The sequence below is a fragment of the Pseudomonas sp. HN2 genome (assembly GCF_020736465.1).
GTDB classification, from domain to species: domain Bacteria; phylum Pseudomonadota; class Gammaproteobacteria; order Pseudomonadales; family Pseudomonadaceae; genus Aquipseudomonas; species Aquipseudomonas moraviensis_A.
Genome location: NZ_CP085885.1, coordinates 5,752,763 through 5,769,172, shown reverse-complemented (window position 1 = coordinate 5,769,172; position 16,410 = coordinate 5,752,763). Strand labels below are relative to the sequence as shown.

Here is a 16,410-nt window from a genome sequence, read left to right as displayed (position 1 = left end):
TTCGAATCTACAAGGAGACCACTCCATGAGCCTCAATATCTTCTGGTTCCTGCCTACCCACGGCGACGGCCATTACCTTGGCACCGCCGAAGGCGCCCGCGCGGTTGATCACGGTTACCTGCAACAGGTCGCGCAAGCGGCGGATCGTCTGGGTTTCGGCGGGGTGCTGATTCCCACCGGGCGTTCCTGCGAAGACTCATGGCTGGTCGCGGCCTCGCTGATTCCGGTGACCCAGCGTCTGAAATTCCTCGTCGCCCTGCGCCCCGGGATCATTTCCCCGACGGTCGCGGCGCGCCAGGCAGCCACGCTCGATCGTTTGTCCGGCGGGCGTGCGCTGTTCAATCTGGTCACCGGTGGCGATCCGGAAGAACTGGCCGGTGACGGGCTGTTCCTCAACCATGAAGAACGCTATCAGGCCTCGGTGGAATTCACCCGCATCTGGCGCCGCGTTCTGGAAGGCGAAACCGTCGATTATGACGGCGAGCACATCAGCGTGAAGGGCGCCAAGCTGCTCTATCCGCCGATCCAGCAACCGCGTCCGCCGCTGTATTTCGGTGGTTCCTCGGAAGCGGCGCAGGATTTGGCCGCCGAGCAAGTGGAGATGGTTCTGACCTGGGGCGAGCCGCCAGCAGCGGTGGCCGAGAAGATTGCCCAGGTTCGCGCCAAGGCCGCCAAGCTCGGGCGCACCGTGCGCTTCGGCATTCGTCTGCATGTGATCGTGCGTGAAACCAACGCCGAAGCCTGGCAAGCGGCGGATCGCCTGATCTCGCATCTGGACGACGACACCATCCAGCGTGCTCAGGCCTCGCTGGCGCGCTTCGATTCGGTCGGCCAGCAACGCATGGCCGCGCTGCACGGTGGCAGCCGCGACAACCTCGAAGTCAGCCCGAACCTCTGGGCCGGCGTCGGTCTGGTGCGCGGCGGTGCCGGAACCGCGCTGGTCGGTGACGGCCCGACCGTGGCGGCGCGGGTCAAGGAATACGCGGATCTGGGCATCGACACCTTCATCTTCTCCGGTTATCCACACCTCGAAGAATCGTATCGGGTGGCCGAGCTGCTGTTCCCACACCTCGACGTCGAGCGCCCGGAACTGCCGAAAAGTGCCGGTTATGTCAGCCCGTTCGGTGAGATGGTCGCCAACGACATCCTGCCCAAAGCCGCGTCGCAGAGCTGAGGCGCGGCCATGAAGAAATTTATCCACAGCCTCGCGCCTTGGGCGTTGCCGGTGTTGCTGCTGGCGGTGTGGCAGTTGTCGGTGTCGGCGGGCTGGTTGTCCACGCGGATTCTGCCGGCACCGGTGGCGGTGATCGAGGCCGGCGTCAGTCTGGTACGCAGCGGCGAGATCTGGACGCACCTGGCGATCAGCGGTTGGCGCGCGGCACTCGGTTTCACCATTGGCGGCAGCATCGGCCTGGTATTGGGTTTCATCACCGGTCTGTCGAAGTGGGGCGAACGCCTGCTCGACAGTTCGGTGCAGATGATCCGCAACGTGCCGCATCTGGCGCTGATTCCGCTGGTGATCCTGTGGTTCGGCATCGACGAGTCGGCGAAGATTTTTCTGGTGGCGCTGGGCACGTTGTTCCCGATCTATCTCAACACGTATCACGGCATCCGTAACGTCGACCCGGCGCTGGTGGAGATGGCGCGCAGTTATGGTCTGAGCGGTTTCAGCCTGTTCTGGCAGGTGATTCTGCCGGGCGCGTTGCCGTCGATTCTGGTTGGCGTGCGCTTTGCCTTGGGCTTTATGTGGCTGACGCTGATCGTCGCCGAAACCATCTCGGCCAGCTCCGGCATTGGCTACCTGGCGATGAATGCCCGTGAGTTTTTGCAGACCGACGTGGTGGTGCTGGCGATCCTGCTTTACGCGGTACTCGGCAAACTTGCCGACCTCGCCGCCCGTGGACTTGAGCGTGTGTGGCTGCGCTGGCACCCGGCCTATCAGGTTGCCAAGGGAGGTGCGGCATGACCGCTCAACAACCTCCACGCCTGCTGCGCGGGATTCCACTGGCGGTGCGCAACCTGCAAAAAACCTTCGGCGCGCGCCAGGTGCTGCGCGACATCGATCTGCACATTCCGGCGGGGCAATTCGTCGCCGTGGTCGGACGTAGCGGTTGTGGCAAGAGCACGTTTTTGCGCTTGCTCGCCGGCCTCGACCAGCCGACTGGCGGCGAGCTGCTCGCCGGCTCCGCGCCACTCAGCCAGGCACGCGACGACACGCGATTGATGTTCCAGGAAGCGCGACTGCTGCCGTGGAAAAGGATCATCGACAACGTCGGACTCGGGCTTAAAGGCAACTGGCGTCCGAAGGCTCTTGAAGCATTGGACGCGGTTGGCCTGGCAGATCGCGCCAATGAATGGCCGGCGGCGTTGTCGGGTGGGCAGAAGCAGCGGGTTGCACTGGCCCGCGCACTGATCCATCAGCCGCGTCTGCTGCTGCTCGACGAACCGCTCGGTGCACTGGATGCGCTGACCCGCATTGAGATGCAGCAATTGATCGAGCGTCTCTGGCAGCAACACGGCTTCACCGTGCTGCTGGTGACCCACGACGTCAGCGAAGCGGTGGCGATTGCCGACCGGGTGATTCTGATCGAGGACGGCGAAGTCGGCCTCGACCTGCACGTCGAGCTGCCGCGCCCTCGGGTGCGTGGCTCGCATCGCCTCGCCGCGCTGGAAACCGAAGTGCTCAACCGTGTTCTGTCCCTGCCCGGTGAACCGCCGGCGCCGGAACCCGTTTCACCCCTGCCTACGCAATTGCGTTGGGCGCAATAACTCAAGCAAACGACAGGAATCAATGCCATGACTATCAAAGCCATCAACGTGCGCAACCAGTTCAAAGGCTCGATCAAGGAAATCGTCCTCGGCGACGTGCTGTCGGAAATCGACGTGCAGACCGCTTCGGGCATCGTCACTTCGGTGATCACCACCCGTTCGGTCAAGGAGCTGGAACTGGTGGTCGGCAGCGAGGTGATCGCCTTTGTGAAATCCACCGAGGTGTCGATCGCCAAGTTGTAAGCCGGTGAACAAAAAACAACCCCGGAGGGTGTGAGCCCTTCGGGGTTTTTTGTGCCTGGCTTGAAATTGGCGGCGCGACTTTCGCGAGCAGGCTCGCTCCCACAGGGGAGCGCATTTCAAATGTGGGAGCGAGCCTGCTCGCGAAGGGGTCGGTGCATGCGCTAGGGATTTCTCTTCGGCAGGTACGTCGGTAGATACAGGCCGATATAGGCATCAAACACGCGCATCCCTTCCTCGGCCATGCGCGGGGTGATCTGCCCGTGCTGCTGCACCGAGCGGGCATACACCCGGTCGCCCAGTTCCATGGCCAGGGCAAACACATCGACATCGTCCGGCAGTCTCGGCAACTCGAAATGCTGGTCGAACAATTTGTGCATCAGGTCGCCCAGTTCCAGATCGTGCTGGCGGTCAGCCTGGGTCACTTCGGTCAGGCCATGTTGCGCCAGAATCAATTGCCGTGCGGCGGCATCCTGATCGTAGATCTCGAGCATGCGCTGTTCGACCAGTCGCGACAGATCTCGCCAGTCGCGCAAAGCATCATGATCGATCGGCGCTTGCAGGCAGGCACGGAAGGCCGCGTGGACATCGGCGGTCAGCGCTTCGAGCAGCGCCGGGACGCTGGCGAAAAAGTGATACACGGAAGAGGGCGGAATCTGCGCGCGCTCGGCGACGCTGTAGATCGACAGGCTGGCCACGCCCTCGGCGGCCAGCAGCGTGCGCGCGGCGTCGAGTATCGAATCGATCCGCGCCTGACTGCGGGCACGGGGTTTGCGAACGGTGGCGGGACGCGTCATGGAAGTCTCCTGCGGGGCAGCGGGCATTGTACGCGGAGCGTCCATCCCGAATGCAATACGATCCCTGTGGCGAGCTCCCTCGCCACAAAGGGAAAGCAATCAGGCATAAAAAAGCGCTGCCGGATGAAATAGCCGGCAGCGCTTTTTATTACCGCAAACCGTTTAAACGGTATGCAGATACCAGTTGTACTCAAGGTCGGAGATGGAGTGTTCGAATTCCTCCAGCTCGCTCTCCTTGCAGGCGACGAAGATATCGATGTACTTCGGATCGATGTACTTGGCCATCACCTCACTGTCGTCCAGCTCGCGCAGGGCATCGCGCAAGTTGTTCGGCAGGCTCTGTTCGTTCTGCTCGTAGCTGTTGCCTTCGACAGGTGCGCCCGGCTCGATCTGGTTGACCAGACCGTGGTGCACGCCGGCCAGTACCGAAGCCATCAGCAGGTACGGGTTGGCGTCGGCGCCGGCCACGCGGTGTTCGATACGCACGGCATCGGCCGAGCCGGTCGGTACGCGAATCGCCACAGTGCGGTTGTCCAGGCCCCAGCACGGCGAGTTCGGTACGTAGAACTGCGCGCCGAAGCGACGATACGAGTTGACGTTCGGGCAGAGGAAAGCCATCTGCGCCGGCAGGGTCTCGAGCACACCGCCGATCGCGTGACGCAGCGCGGCGTTCTGCTCGGGATCCTCGCTGGCAAAAATGTTTTTGCCGGCTTTGTCCAGAATCGAAATATGTACGTGCAGACCGTTGCCCGCCTGGCCCGGATACGGCTTGGCCATGAAAGTGGTGTCCATTTCATGGTCGTAGGCGATGTTCTTGATCAGACGCTTGAGCAGCACTGCGTAGTCGCAGGCCTTGATCGGGTCGGCGACGTGGTGCAGGTTCACTTCGAACTGCGCCGGGGCACTTTCCTTGACGATCGCATCGGCCGGGATGCCTTGCTCTTTGGCGCCTTCGAGAATGTCCTGGAGGCAGTCGACGTATTCGTCGAGGTCGTCGATCAGGTAGACCTGAGTCGAGTGCGGACGTTTGCCGGAGATCGGCGAGCGTGGCGGCTGTGGACGGCCGTTCACGTTTTCCTGATCGATCAGGTAGAACTCGAGTTCGAAGGCGGCGCAGATGGTCAGGCCGAGCTCGTCGAACTTGGTCACCACCTGACGCAACACTTCACGGGGATCGGCGAAGAACGGGTCGCCTTCGAGTTCGTGCATGGTCATCAACAGTTGCGCGGTAGGGCGCTTCTGCCATGGCTCGTTGCACAGGGTATCGGGGATCGGATAGCAGATGCGATCGGCGTCGCCGATGTCCAGGCCCAGACCGGTGCTTTCCACCGTGGAGCCGTTGATATCCAGAGCAAATAGAGAGGCCGGCAGGTTGATGCCTTTCTCGTAAACCTTGTGGAGGCTGGTGCGTTCGATGCGCTTGCCGCGCACCACACCATTCATATCCGCAATCAGAAGGTCAACGTACAGAACCTCAGGATGTTCCTTAAGGAACGCGTTCGCTTCGTTAAGCTGAACGGCACGCGGGGGTACCGACATGATGCAACACCTTTGTTGTTAAAAATATCAATCATTGATCTTTTCTGGTTTCAGTCAACCCGAACGGCCTGCCGAAGTCAAGCGAGGCCTTTTTTGCCCCGAAAAAGCGCTTGAAGGGCATTTATGGGGCACTTTGGGGCGTTTTTTCAAACCTTGAACGTTGCTCAGCTGCGGGCTTGAGCAGGCCGTGTTGTATTTTTTACGGGGGTGTTGTGTAAAAAAATGAACAAGGCTAAGCTCCGGTCAAACCCATAACAGCAATAATACCGGGGTGCTTCATGTCTCGCCTGCCGTTAATCGGCATCACCGACTGCTCGCAACAGTCCGGTCTGCATGCTCATCACATCAGTGGCGATCAATCCGTCCGTAGCGCAGCCAGCAAGGCGCGCAGCCTGTCGACGAGACTCTCGTCAACAGTCGACGAAACGGCAGCGTCCGATATTCTGGACGTCGGACACAGCATCCGCTTTATGGCGTCCCCTTCCACTATAGAACTCTTTCCCTCTCAAAGCCCATGCCGCGCTCAGCGTCGTGCTGTCGATTCTGCACGTTTGCAAAGTGCACGGGAAATGCAACACCAGCGCAAAGGGCAGGTAAGCTCCTCTTTCATTGTCTATGCGCGGTGCCAGGCGTAAGCCGGCACTGCGCGAGCAAGCCCCCCTTAACGCGACGCCCCAAGCGTCAAAATTGCCTGACATCGCGTCAGGAGACTCAGCCCAGAGGCATTTATGAGTAACAACCTCGACCAGCTCACCGATTGGTTGAAAGACCGCAAGATCACAGAAGTCGAATGCATGATCGCTGACTTGACCGGGATCACCCGGGGCAAGATTTCGCCGACCAACAAGTTCATCGCCGAAAAAGGCATGCGGCTGCCGGAGAGCGTGCTGTTGCAGACCGTGACCGGCGACTACGTCGAAGACGACATCTATTACGAACTGCTCGACCCGGCCGACATCGACATGATCTGCCGCCCCGACCAGAACGCGGTGTACCTGGTGCCGTGGGCCATCGAGCCGACCGCGCAGGTGATCCACGACACCTACGACAAGCAAGGCAACCCGATCGAGCTGTCGCCGCGCAACGTCCTCAAGAAAGTCCTGAAGCTGTATGCCGACAAGGGCTGGCAGCCGATCGTGGCGCCGGAAATGGAGTTCTACCTGACCAAGCGCAGCGACGACCCCGACTATCCGTTGCAGCCGCCGATCGGCCGCTCGGGCCGTCCGGAAATCGGTCGGCAGTCGTTCTCCATTGAGGCGGCCAACGAATTCGACCCGCTGTTCGAAGACGTCTACGACTGGTGCGAACTGCAGGAGCTGGACCTCGACACGCTGATCCACGAGGACGGCACGGCGCAGATGGAAATCAACTTCCGTCACGGCGACGCCCTGTCGCTGGCCGACCAGATTCTGGTGTTCAAGCGCACCATGCGTGAAGCCGCGCTCAAGCACGACGTGGCCGCGACGTTCATGGCCAAGCCAATGACCGGCGAGCCGGGCAGCGCCATGCACCTGCACCAGAGCATCATCGACATTCAGACTGGCAAGAACGTTTTCTCCAACGAAGACGGGACCATGAGCCAACTGTTCCTGCATCACATTGGTGGCCTGCAGAAACTGATCCCCGAGCTGTTGCCGTTGTTCGCGCCGAACGTCAACTCGTTCCGCCGCTTCCTCCCGGACACCTCGGCACCGGTGAACGTCGAGTGGGGCGAGGAGAACCGCACCGTCGGCCTGCGCGTACCGGATGCCGGCCCGCAGAACCGCCGCGTGGAAAACCGTCTGCCGGGCGCCGATGCCAACCCGTATCTGGCGATCGCCGCGAGCCTGCTCTGCGGCTACATCGGCATGGTCGAGGGCCTCAACCCGAGCGCGCCGGTGGTCGGTCGTGGTTACGAGCGCCGCAACCTGCGCCTGCCGCTGACCATCGAAGATGCGCTGGAGCGCATGGAGAACAGCAAGACCGTCGAAAAATACCTCGGCAAGACCTTCATCACCGGCTACGTCGCGGTCAAGCGGGCCGAGCATGAAAACTTCAAGCGCGTGATCAGTTCCTGGGAGCGTGAGTACCTGCTCTTCGCCGTCTGATACGCCAGGCGCGGCGGCCAGCCGTCGCGCCTTCACCGATAACAAGGAGAATTGGCATGACCAGCAACAACCCGCAAACCCGTGAGTGGCAAACGCTGAGCAGCGATCACCACCTGGCCCCGTTCAGTGATTTCAAGCAACTGAAAGAGAAGGGCCCGCGGATCATCACCAACGCCAAGGGCGTTTACCTGTGGGACAGCGAAGGCAACAAGATCCTCGACGGCATGGCCGGCCTGTGGTGCGTGGCGATCGGTTACGGCCGCGATGAACTGGCCGATGCCGCCGCCAAACAGATGCGCGAACTGCCGTACTACAACCTGTTCTTCCAGACCGCCCACCCGCCAGCGCTGGAACTCGCCAAGTCGATCGCCGACGTTGCGCCTGAAGGCATGAACCATGTGTTCTTCACCGGTTCCGGCTCCGAAGGCAACGACACCATGCTGCGTATGGTTCGCCACTACTGGGCGATCAAGGGCCAGCCGAACAAGAAAGTCATCATCAGCCGCAAGAACGGTTATCACGGTTCCACCGTGGCCGGCGCGAGCCTCGGCGGCATGACCTATATGCACGAGCAGGGCGACCTGCCGATTCCGGGCATCGTCCACATCGCGCAGCCGTACTGGTTCGCTGAAGGCGGCGACATGTCGCCGGAAGAGTTCGGCATCTGGGCGGCCAATCAGCTGGAAGAGAAGATTCTCGAAGTCGGCGTCGACAACGTCGGTGCCTTCATTGCCGAGCCGATCCAGGGTGCCGGTGGCGTGATCATTCCGCCCGATACCTACTGGCCGCGCATCAAGGAAATCCTTGCCAAGTACGACATCCTTTTCGTCGCCGATGAAGTGATCTGCGGTTTCGGCCGTACCGGTGAGTGGTTCGGTAGCGATTTCTACGACCTTGCGCCTGACATGATGACCATCGCCAAGGGCCTGACTTCCGGCTACATCCCGATGGGTGGGCTGATCGTGCGTGATTCGGTGGTGGCCGTGCTCAATGAAGGCGGCGATTTCAACCACGGTTTCACTTACTCCGGGCACCCGGTGGCAGCAGCGGTGGGCCTGGAAAACATCCGCATCCTGCGCGAAGAAAAAATTATCGAGAACGCCCATAACGAAACGGCACCGTATTTGCAGAAACGTCTGCGCGAGCTGAACGATCACCCATTGGTGGGTGAAGTTCGCGGCGTCGGTCTGCTGGGGGCGATCGAGCTCGTGCAGGACAAGGCCACGCGCAAGCGTTATGAAGGCAAGGGCGTCGGCATGATCTGCCGGCAGTTCTGCTTCGACAACGGCCTGATCATGCGCGCAGTCGGCGACACCATGATCATCGCGCCGCCGCTGGTGATCAGCAAAGCCGAGATCGATGAGCTGGTTACAAAAGCACGCAAGTGTCTGGACCTGACCCTCAATGCGCTGCAGGCCTAGGTGCTAGGCTTTGAGCGGGGGAGCTGCGGCGCACTCGCTCAAAGCTGTCAGAAAGGCTGGTCTTTTGTTGAAAGACCGCCTCGGATCTTGCCAGACTAGCCGCGGTTCCGGTTGTCCGGGTTCGGCCGCTGAACAAAGTGGTTCAAAAAAGAAAAATTTGGAGCATGACGCATGAAGGCATTAGGTAAAAAGCTAGCTGGCAAGACTCTGCTCGCGCTGTCCATGGCGGGCATGATGGCGGGTGCGGTGCACGCGGACGACAAGGTACTGCACGTCTACAACTGGTCCGACTACATCGCGCCGGACACCGTGGCCAACTTCGAGAAAGCCACCGGGATCAAAGTCGTCTACGACGTCTTCGACAGTAACGAAACCCTGGAAGCCAAGCTGCTGGCCGGCAAATCCGGTTACGACATCGTGGTGCCTTCCAACAACTTCCTCGCCAAGCAGATCAAGGCCGGCGTCTACCAGGAGCTGGACAAGTCCAGACTGCCGAACTGGAAAAACCTCGACGAAGACCTGCTCAAGGCTGTTGGCGACGCCAGCGACCAGGGCAACAAGCACGCCTTTCCGTATATGTGGGGCTCGATCGGCATTGGCTACAACCCGGCCAAGGTCAAGGCTGCGCTGGGCATCGACAAGATCGATTCGTGGGACGTGGTGTTCAAGCCGGAAAACATCGAGAAGCTCAAAAGCTGCGGCGTGAGCTTCCTCGATGCGCCGACCGAAATGATTCCGGCGGCATTGCACTACCTGGGCAAGCCGACCAACAGCAAGGACAAGGCTGATCTGAAGGCCGCCGAAGACCTGTTCCTGAAGATCCGTCCTTCGGTCGCCTACTTCCACTCTTCCAAGTACATCTCCGACCTGGCCAACGGCAACATCTGCGTCGCCGTCGGTTACTCGGGTGACCTGGAGCAATCCAAGACCCGCGCCCAGGAGGCCGGTGACAAGGTCAAGCTGGCCTACACCATTCCGAAAGAAGGCGCTGGTACTTTCTACGACATGGTCGCCATTCCCAAGGATGCCGAAAACGTCGAAGCCGCCTACAAGTTCATGAACTACCTGCTGGAGCCGCAAGTGATGGCCGGCATCACCAACGCCGTGCGTTTCCCGAACGGCAACAAGGCCGCGACGCCTCTGGTGGACAAGGACATCACCAGCGACCCGAGCATCTATCCGTCGGCTGAAGTGAAGAAGCAGCTCTATGCGATCAGCGATCTGGACGCCGCGACACTGCGTCTGATTACCCGCAGCTGGACCAAGATCAAATCGGGTAAATAAGCCGGTTTGTCGCCACAACCACTGGCCGTCGTCGCCGCGACGGCGGCCAGCGGATAATTAAATGACAGAAAGTTTTGCTGGATCGGTTTTTCGAAGGTAAGTTGCGCGCCGGTTTTGTTGTCGGGCAGCCATGGCTGTCATGCAGCGCGGGGGCAACTTGGGCCCAATCAATCTAGAGGACCTCCACTTGCCTGTATTTTCTTCTTTGCGCAAAGCCCTGCTGGCCGCTGCCGGCCTGACCATCGCTGTCGGAGCCCACGCCGCCGGTACGGTGCATATTTATAACTGGTCCGATTACATCGGCGAATCGACCCTGGCCGACTTCGAGAAAGAGACCGGAATCAAACCGGTCTACGACGTTTTCGATTCCAACGAAACCCTGGAAGGCAAGCTGCTCGCCGGGCGCACCGGTTACGACGTGGTCGTGCCGTCGAACCACTTCCTCGGCAAGCAGATCAAGGCGGGCGCGTTCCAGAAGCTCGACAAGACCCAGTTGCCGAATTATTCCAACCTCGACCCGGCGCTGCTCAAGCGTCTGGAGCAGAACGATCCGGGCAACCTCTACGCCGTACCGTATCTGTGGGGCACCAACGGCATTGGCTACAACGTCGACAAGGTCAAAGCCGTGCTCGGCATCGACAGGATCGACTCCTGGGCCGTGCTGTTCGAACCGGAAAACATCAAGAAACTGCACAGCTGTGGCGTCGCGTTCCTCGATTCGGCAGATGAAATGATGCCGACCATGCTCAATTACCTGGGCCTGAACGCCAACAGCACCAACACCAAGGACTACGAAAAAGCCACCGCCAAGCTGCTCGCGGTGCGTCCTTATGTGACCTATTTCCACTCCTCGAAGTACATCGGCGACCTGGCCAACGGCGACATCTGCGTGGCGATCGGTTTCTCCGGCGACATCTTCCAGGCGAAGAACCGTGCCGAGGAAGCCAAGAAGGGCGTCAACATCGCCTACTCGATTCCGAAAGAGGGCGGCGCGCTGTGGTTCGACATGCTGGCGATCCCCAAGGATTCGTCCAATGTCAAGGAAGCCCACGCCTTCATCAATTATTTGCTGAAACCTGAGGTGATTGCCCAGGTCAGTGATTACGTCGGTTACGCCAACCCCAATCCGGGTTCGGACAAGCTGATGGAACAATCCATTCGCACCGATGAAGCGGTTTACCCACCGCAAGCAGTCCTCGACAAGACCTACGTGTCGACCGAGTTGCCAGCCAATATTCAGCGTTTGATGACCCGCAGCTGGACCAAGGTCAAGTCGGGCAAATAACGCACAAACTATCCAGGGTTCGTCTTGCGGGGCGAACTGCTGCTTCTGTTGGGAGTTTCGTAAATGGCAGTTGCCTCCGGCGCCTACAAGAAAGCCCTCGAGGGCGACCAGACACCGAAACAGGTGCTGGTCAAAATCGACCGGGTCACGAAGAAGTTCGACGAGACGATTGCCGTGGACGACGTGTCCCTGGAAATCAAGAAGGGTGAGATCTTCGCCCTGCTCGGCGGTTCGGGATCGGGCAAATCCACCTTGCTGAGGATGCTGGCAGGCTTCGAACGGCCCACGGAAGGGCGGATTTTCCTCGACGGCGTCGACATCACCGACATGCCGCCGTACGACCGTCCGATCAACATGATGTTCCAGTCCTACGCCCTGTTCCCGCACATGACCGTGGCGCAGAACATCGCCTTCGGCCTGCAGCAGGACAAGATCCCCAAGGCCGAGATCGACGCCCGCGTGGCCGAGATGCTCAAGCTGGTGCAGATGAGCCAGTACGCCAAGCGCAAGCCGCATCAACTGTCCGGCGGTCAGCGTCAGCGCGTGGCCCTGGCCCGTTCGCTGGCCAAGCGGCCGAAGCTGCTGCTGCTCGACGAGCCGATGGGCGCGCTGGACAAGAAACTGCGCTCGCAGATGCAGCTGGAACTGGTGGAAATCATCGAGCGCGTCGGCGTGACCTGCGTGATGGTGACCCACGACCAGGAAGAGGCCATGACCATGGCCGAGCGCATCGCGATCATGCACCTGGGCTGGATCGCGCAGATCGGCAGCCCGATCGACATCTACGAAACCCCGACCAGCCGTCTGGTCTGTGAATTCATCGGCAACGTCAACATCTTCGAAGGCGAAGTCATCGACGACGCCGAAGGCCACGCGACCATCACCTGCAAGGACCTCGACCGGCAGATCTACGTCGGCCACGGCATCAGCACCTCGGTGCAGGACAAGTCGGTCACCTACGCGATCCGCCCGGAGAAGCTGCTGGTCACCGCCGATCAACCGACCTGCGAGTACAACTGGTCGAGCGGCAAGGTCCACGACATCGCCTATCTGGGCGGGCACTCGGTGTTCTACGTCGAATTGCCGAGCGGCAAACTGGTGCAGTCGTTTGTCGCCAACGCCGAACGTCGCGGCGCGCGTCCGACCTGGGGCGATCAGGTCTACGTGTGGTGGGAAGACGACAGCGGCGTGGTACTTCGCTCATGAACATGCGCAAATTCAAACGCCGCATCAACCGAATCATCCCCAATGGCCGGCAGCTGGTCATCGGGGTGCCATTCATCTGGCTGTTCCTGTTCTTCATGCTGCCGTTCTTCATCGTTCTGAAGATCAGCTTCGCCGAAGCCGACGTGGCGATCCCGCCGTACACCGAGATCTACACCTACGCCGAGCAGAAGCTGCAACTGCTGCTGAACCTGGGCAACTACGCGATGCTCGGCGACGACGAGCTGTACATCGCCGCCTACCTCGGCTCGCTGAAAATGGCCTTCATCAGCACCGTGCTCTGCCTGCTGATCGGTTATCCGATGGCCTACGCCATCGCCAGCGCGCGCAAAGAGCTGCAAACGGTGCTGGTGCTGCTGATCATGATGCCGACCTGGACCGCGATCCTGATCCGCGTCTACGCGTGGATGGGTATTCTGAGCAACAACGGCCTGCTCAACGGTTTCCTGATGAGCATGGGCCTGATCGACGAGCCGCTGCAGATCCTCAACACCAACCTCGCCGTGTACATCGGTGTGGTCTATTCGTATCTGCCGTTCATGATCCTGCCGCTGTACGCCAACCTGGTGAAGCATGACCAGAGCCTGCTGGAAGCTGCGTCGGACCTGGGTTCGAGCACCTTCAACAGCTTCTGGAAAATCACCATTCCGCTGTCCAAGAACGGCATCATCGCCGGCTGCATGCTGGTGTTCATTCCAGTGGTCGGCGAGTTCGTCATTCCAGAACTGCTCGGCGGTCCGGAAACCCTGATGATCGGCAAGGTGCTGTGGCAAGAATTCTTCAATAACCGCGACTGGCCGGTGGCGTCCGCGCTGGCGGTGTTGATGCTGGCGATCCTGATTGTGCCAATCATCCTGTTCAACCGCAGTCAGGCCAAGGAAATGGAGGGTAAAGAATGAAGCGCTTCCGTTTCTCCAGCCTGATGCTGGTACTGGGTCTGATCTTCATCTATCTGCCGATGCTGATCCTGGTGATCTACTCGTTCAACGCCTCGAAACTGGTAACGGTGTGGGGCGGCTGGTCGATCAAGTGGTACGTCGGCCTGCTGGACAACTCGCAATTGATGGGCTCGGTGCTGCGCTCGCTGGAAATCGCCTGCTACACGGCGGTTGCTGCGGTGGCGCTGGGTACACTGGCGGCGTTCGTGCTGACGCGCATCACTCACTTCAAGGGTCGCACGCTGTTCGGCGGCCTGGTGACTGCGCCACTGGTCATGCCGGAAGTGATCACCGGTCTGTCGCTGTTGCTGCTGTTCGTGGCGATGGCGCAGATGATCGGCTGGCCGCAGGAACGCGGCATCGTCACCATCTGGATTGCGCACACCACGTTCTGCGCGGCGTATGTGGCAGTGGTGGTGTCGGCGCGTCTGCGTGAGCTGGACCTATCGATCGAAGAGGCGGCGATGGACCTGGGGGCGCGGCCGTGGAAGGTGTTCTTCCTCATCACCATCCCGATGATCGCGCCATCGTTGGCGGCGGGCGGGATGATGTCGTTCGCGCTGTCGCTGGATGACCTGGTGCTGGCGAGCTTCGTCTCCGGCCCGGGTTCGACGACCCTGCCGATGGAAGTGTTCTCGGCGGTGCGGCTCGGTGTGAAGCCGGAGATCAACGCGGTGGCCAGCCTGATTCTGCTGGCGGTGTCGCTGGTGACCTTCCTCGTCTGGTTCTTCAGCCGCCGCGCCGAAGAAGCACGCAAGAAAGCCATCCAGCAAGCCATCGAAGAAAGCGCCGCCGATTCGTGGAAGCAACCGGACGCGCGTCGCGCGCCTGCGCCACAGGCTGTGTGAGCCGAAGGGTTGGTCTCATTTCCGAGGCCAACCCAAATCCAGACTGTAGGAGTGAGCCTGCTCGCGATAGCGGTGTGTCAGCCAGGCATTATTCGGCTGACACTCCGCTATCGCGAGCAGGCTCACTCCTACAGGGGATTCAGGCAGTCCAGGGAGATTGGCGGATGACTTCGACGAAATTCATCGGCTTGAATCCCGGCTCCTGATCCACCAGCACATCGGTCTTCACATTGCCGAACGTGGTCTGCGGACGATGGCGCAAGCCATCGGCGAACGCGCAGATGATGCACTCCTTGAAACCCTCCCCGCGTGGATGCGCATGCACCACGGCTTCGCGCTGCACGCTGCTGAAGGCCGCGTAGTCCATGCCCAGCACGTCCATCTCCACCCCGGCCGTCACCAGTGCCACGGTCGGGCGCAGATGCTTGGGCACGCCCGGCGTGGTGTGCAATGCAATCGACAGCCACACCTGCTCGATGTCGTCGTCGCTCAGCCCGTACGGCTTGAGAAACGCTGCCGCGGCATTCGCGCCGTCCACCTCGAAACGTTCGTCATCGCTGCGATGGCCTGCGACCAGACCAAGGTCATGGAACATCGCGCCGACGTACAGCAACTCCGGGTTGTAGGCGAGTTGCTGGCGTTCGCCGCTCAAGGCACCGAACAGAAACACTCGACGCGAGTGGTGATAGAGCAGGTCGGATTCGATGTCGCGGATGTATTCGGTGGTGGCCCGGGCGAGGGCGCTGTCAGGGATCTTGATGCCGGCGATGGTGCTGGTCATAACGGTTTCCTCGTCGAAAACGCCGTCGTGGCGCTGCTGGAGAAAGTCTGTTCCCGGCGCGCCAGGCGAGCAATCGAGTCATGGCTGCGATCCTTGCCATTGCACCTGCAAATCGTGCCAAGCTCGCTTGTCGGGTGTGGATTGGCCAGGTTGGCTCGATCAACAGGCCAGGCTCGCTCCCACAGGTTGGTGTGTTTGTCACAGGTATTGAGGACGTTTGAGCCATGAACAAATCCGTCGCCATCGTGGTATTCCCCGGCGTGCAGTCACTGGATGTCAGCGGACCCATGGACGTGTTCGCCGAAGCCAACCGCTTCCTCGCGCCGCAGGATCACTATCGCTTGCAAGTGATCGGCCTCGAGCACGGGCCGATGGCCTGTTCCAACGGCATGAGCCTGAACGCCCACTGCCACTTCAGCGAAGCAACCGATAGCCCCGACCTGTTGCTGGTCGCTGGCGGCCCGCAATTGCAGTTCATGGATTTCGGCCCGACGTTCGACGCCTGGCTGCGTGACGCCTGTGGTCGCGCCCGGCGTTGCGGCTCGATCTGCAACGGCGCGTTCATGCTCGCCCGCGCCGGTTTGCTCGAGGGGCGCACCGTCACCACGCACTGGAACGATGCCGAGGCGCTTGCGCAGTTGTGCCCCACCACGCGGGTCGAGGCGGATCGCCTGTATGTCGAGGACGGCACGCTCTACACCTCGGCCGGGGTCACGGCGGGCATTGATCTGTCGCTGTACCTGTTGGCGCGCGATCACGGTGCCGAGGTGGCGCTGAGTGTAGCGAAACGGCTGGTGGTGTTCACCCAGCGCTCGGGCGGGCAATCGCAGTTCAGCCCGTTCCTCACGCCGCATGCCGAACCGACATCAGCGGTGGCGCTGGTGCAGCTGTATGTGCTGGCCAATCTCACCGGCGACCTGACGATTGCCGATCTGGCCAATGCAGCGAACATGAGTGCGCGCAATTTCTCGCGGGTGTTCGCGCGAGAAGCCAAAGTGACCCCGGCGGAATTCGTCGAACGGGCGCGGGTGGACGCAGCGCGGGTCATGCTGGAAAGCACCACGGCGCCGTTGAAAACCGTGGCGTATCAGTGCGGGTTTCGGGATGCGGAGCATATGCGCAGTGTGTTCAACCGGCGCTTGGGCGTGACGCCGCAGCAGTTTCGGCTGAATTTTGCGCTGGATGTCTGATCCGGGC

15 protein-coding genes are annotated in these 16,410 nt (G+C 60.8%); 12 read left to right on the top strand and 3 right to left on the bottom strand.

From position 1 onward, the window contains the following. The first annotated feature begins 25 nt into the window (after window positions 1-25). The 4 genes from ssuD to LIS66_RS25660 are packed head-to-tail and all read left to right on the top strand — an operon-like array spanning window position 26 to window position 3,012. Window positions 26-1,174 (top strand): FMNH2-dependent alkanesulfonate monooxygenase, encoded by a 1,149-nt coding sequence (gene ssuD, locus LIS66_RS25675; protein ID WP_016772653.1) that lies wholly within the window; start codon window positions 26-28, stop codon window positions 1,172-1,174. A gap of 9 nt (window positions 1,175-1,183) precedes the next feature. Beyond that, window positions 1,184-1,966, top strand: a complete 783-nt coding sequence (gene ssuC, locus LIS66_RS25670; protein WP_011336451.1) for an aliphatic sulfonate ABC transporter permease SsuC — start codon at window positions 1,184-1,186, stop codon at window positions 1,964-1,966. Continuing rightward, window positions 1,963-2,769 carry an aliphatic sulfonates ABC transporter ATP-binding protein gene (gene ssuB, locus LIS66_RS25665; RefSeq protein ID WP_042607060.1) on the top strand — a complete coding sequence of 269 codons (807 nt, stop codon included), beginning with the start codon at window positions 1,963-1,965 and terminating at the stop codon, window positions 2,767-2,769. Before ssuC ends, ssuB begins: the two co-directional genes overlap by 4 nt. A 27-nt stretch (window positions 2,770-2,796) precedes the next feature. Beyond that, complete coding sequence (locus tag LIS66_RS25660) at window positions 2,797-3,012, top strand: TOBE domain-containing protein (protein ID WP_003229256.1); 216 nt, start codon at window positions 2,797-2,799, stop codon at window positions 3,010-3,012. Window positions 3,013-3,173: 161 nt separating this feature from the next. Here the strand turns inward: LIS66_RS25660 and LIS66_RS25655 are convergent, their stop codons facing one another. Together LIS66_RS25655 and LIS66_RS25650 are read right to left on the bottom strand one after the other, a co-directional pair. Next, window positions 3,174-3,806, bottom strand: a complete 633-nt coding sequence (locus tag LIS66_RS25655; protein WP_116659289.1) for a TetR/AcrR family transcriptional regulator — start codon at window positions 3,804-3,806, stop codon at window positions 3,174-3,176. A 162-nt stretch (window positions 3,807-3,968) separates the two neighbouring features. Beyond that, complete coding sequence (locus tag LIS66_RS25650) at window positions 3,969-5,345, bottom strand: glutamine synthetase family protein (RefSeq protein WP_039757469.1); 1,377 nt, start codon at window positions 5,343-5,345, stop codon at window positions 3,969-3,971. Between the two features lie 728 nt (window positions 5,346-6,073). On the opposite strand from LIS66_RS25650, the gene LIS66_RS25645 reads away from it, so the two are divergent. The 7 genes from LIS66_RS25645 to LIS66_RS25615 all read left to right on the top strand — a co-directional run bounded on the left by LIS66_RS25645 (window position 6,074) and on the right by LIS66_RS25615 (window position 14,432). After that, on the top strand, window positions 6,074-7,432 hold the full coding sequence (locus LIS66_RS25645) for a glutamine synthetase family protein (protein WP_042607058.1): 1,359 nt from the start codon (window positions 6,074-6,076) through the stop codon (window positions 7,430-7,432). Window positions 7,433-7,488: 56 nt separating this feature from the next. Beyond that, entirely contained in the window at window positions 7,489-8,853 is a 1,365-nt protein-coding gene (locus LIS66_RS25640; protein WP_042607057.1) for an aspartate aminotransferase family protein, read from the top strand. A gap of 171 nt (window positions 8,854-9,024) precedes the next feature. Beyond that, a complete protein-coding gene (locus LIS66_RS25635) occupies window positions 9,025-10,137 on the top strand; it encodes a polyamine ABC transporter substrate-binding protein (RefSeq protein WP_042607056.1) in 1,113 nt (370 codons plus the stop codon). 187 nt (window positions 10,138-10,324) lie between these two features. Then, window positions 10,325-11,422 carry a polyamine ABC transporter substrate-binding protein gene (locus tag LIS66_RS25630; RefSeq protein WP_064364767.1) on the top strand — a complete coding sequence of 366 codons (1,098 nt, stop codon included), beginning with the start codon at window positions 10,325-10,327 and terminating at the stop codon, window positions 11,420-11,422. A 63-nt stretch (window positions 11,423-11,485) separates the two neighbouring features. Further along, window positions 11,486-12,628 (top strand): ABC transporter ATP-binding protein, encoded by a 1,143-nt coding sequence (locus LIS66_RS25625; RefSeq protein WP_064364702.1) that lies wholly within the window; start codon window positions 11,486-11,488, stop codon window positions 12,626-12,628. 35 nt (window positions 12,629-12,663) lie between these two features. After that, the gene (locus tag LIS66_RS25620; protein ID WP_227974547.1) at window positions 12,664-13,545 is read left to right on the top strand and encodes an ABC transporter permease subunit; all 882 of its coding nucleotides are present in this window, start codon (window positions 12,664-12,666) and stop codon (window positions 13,543-13,545) included. Then, window positions 13,542-14,432 carry an ABC transporter permease subunit gene (locus LIS66_RS25615; RefSeq protein ID WP_042606507.1) on the top strand — a complete coding sequence of 297 codons (891 nt, stop codon included), beginning with the start codon at window positions 13,542-13,544 and terminating at the stop codon, window positions 14,430-14,432. The genes LIS66_RS25620 and LIS66_RS25615 overlap by 4 nt, the downstream gene beginning before the upstream one ends. A gap of 139 nt (window positions 14,433-14,571) precedes the next feature. Here LIS66_RS25615 and LIS66_RS25610 read toward each other — a convergent pair whose 3' ends face one another. Further along, a complete protein-coding gene (locus tag LIS66_RS25610) occupies window positions 14,572-15,213 on the bottom strand; it encodes an HD domain-containing protein (RefSeq protein WP_042606508.1) in 642 nt (213 codons plus the stop codon). Between the two features lie 224 nt (window positions 15,214-15,437). Between LIS66_RS25610 and LIS66_RS25605 the strand changes: the two genes are divergently transcribed. Beyond that, window positions 15,438-16,403 carry a GlxA family transcriptional regulator gene (locus LIS66_RS25605; RefSeq protein ID WP_042606509.1) on the top strand — a complete coding sequence of 322 codons (966 nt, stop codon included), beginning with the start codon at window positions 15,438-15,440 and terminating at the stop codon, window positions 16,401-16,403. Window positions 16,404-16,410: the final 7 nt, after the last annotated feature.

What these genes read in the sequence shown, in the direction of transcription:
- ssuD (WP_016772653.1), top strand. Translation starts at nt 26, where the DNA reads ATGAGCCTCAATATCTTCTGGTTCCTGCCTACCCACGGCGACGGCCAT.
- ssuC (WP_011336451.1), top strand. Translation starts at nt 1,184, where the DNA reads ATGAAGAAATTTATCCACAGCCTCGCGCCTTGGGCGTTGCCGGTGTTG.
- ssuB (WP_042607060.1), top strand. Translation starts at nt 1,963, where the DNA reads ATGACCGCTCAACAACCTCCACGCCTGCTGCGCGGGATTCCACTGGCG.
- LIS66_RS25660 (WP_003229256.1), top strand. Translation starts at nt 2,797, where the DNA reads ATGACTATCAAAGCCATCAACGTGCGCAACCAGTTCAAAGGCTCGATC.
- LIS66_RS25655 (WP_116659289.1), bottom strand. Translation starts at nt 3,806, where the DNA reads ATGACGCGTCCCGCCACCGTTCGCAAACCCCGTGCCCGCAGTCAGGCG.
- LIS66_RS25650 (WP_039757469.1), bottom strand. Translation starts at nt 5,345, where the DNA reads ATGTCGGTACCCCCGCGTGCCGTTCAGCTTAACGAAGCGAACGCGTTC.
- LIS66_RS25645 (WP_042607058.1), top strand. Translation starts at nt 6,074, where the DNA reads ATGAGTAACAACCTCGACCAGCTCACCGATTGGTTGAAAGACCGCAAG.
- LIS66_RS25640 (WP_042607057.1), top strand. Translation starts at nt 7,489, where the DNA reads ATGACCAGCAACAACCCGCAAACCCGTGAGTGGCAAACGCTGAGCAGC.
- LIS66_RS25635 (WP_042607056.1), top strand. Translation starts at nt 9,025, where the DNA reads ATGAAGGCATTAGGTAAAAAGCTAGCTGGCAAGACTCTGCTCGCGCTG.
- LIS66_RS25625 (WP_064364702.1), top strand. Translation starts at nt 11,486, where the DNA reads ATGGCAGTTGCCTCCGGCGCCTACAAGAAAGCCCTCGAGGGCGACCAG.
- LIS66_RS25615 (WP_042606507.1), top strand. Translation starts at nt 13,542, where the DNA reads ATGAAGCGCTTCCGTTTCTCCAGCCTGATGCTGGTACTGGGTCTGATC.
- LIS66_RS25610 (WP_042606508.1), bottom strand. Translation starts at nt 15,213, where the DNA reads ATGACCAGCACCATCGCCGGCATCAAGATCCCTGACAGCGCCCTCGCC.
- LIS66_RS25605 (WP_042606509.1), top strand. Translation starts at nt 15,438, where the DNA reads ATGAACAAATCCGTCGCCATCGTGGTATTCCCCGGCGTGCAGTCACTG.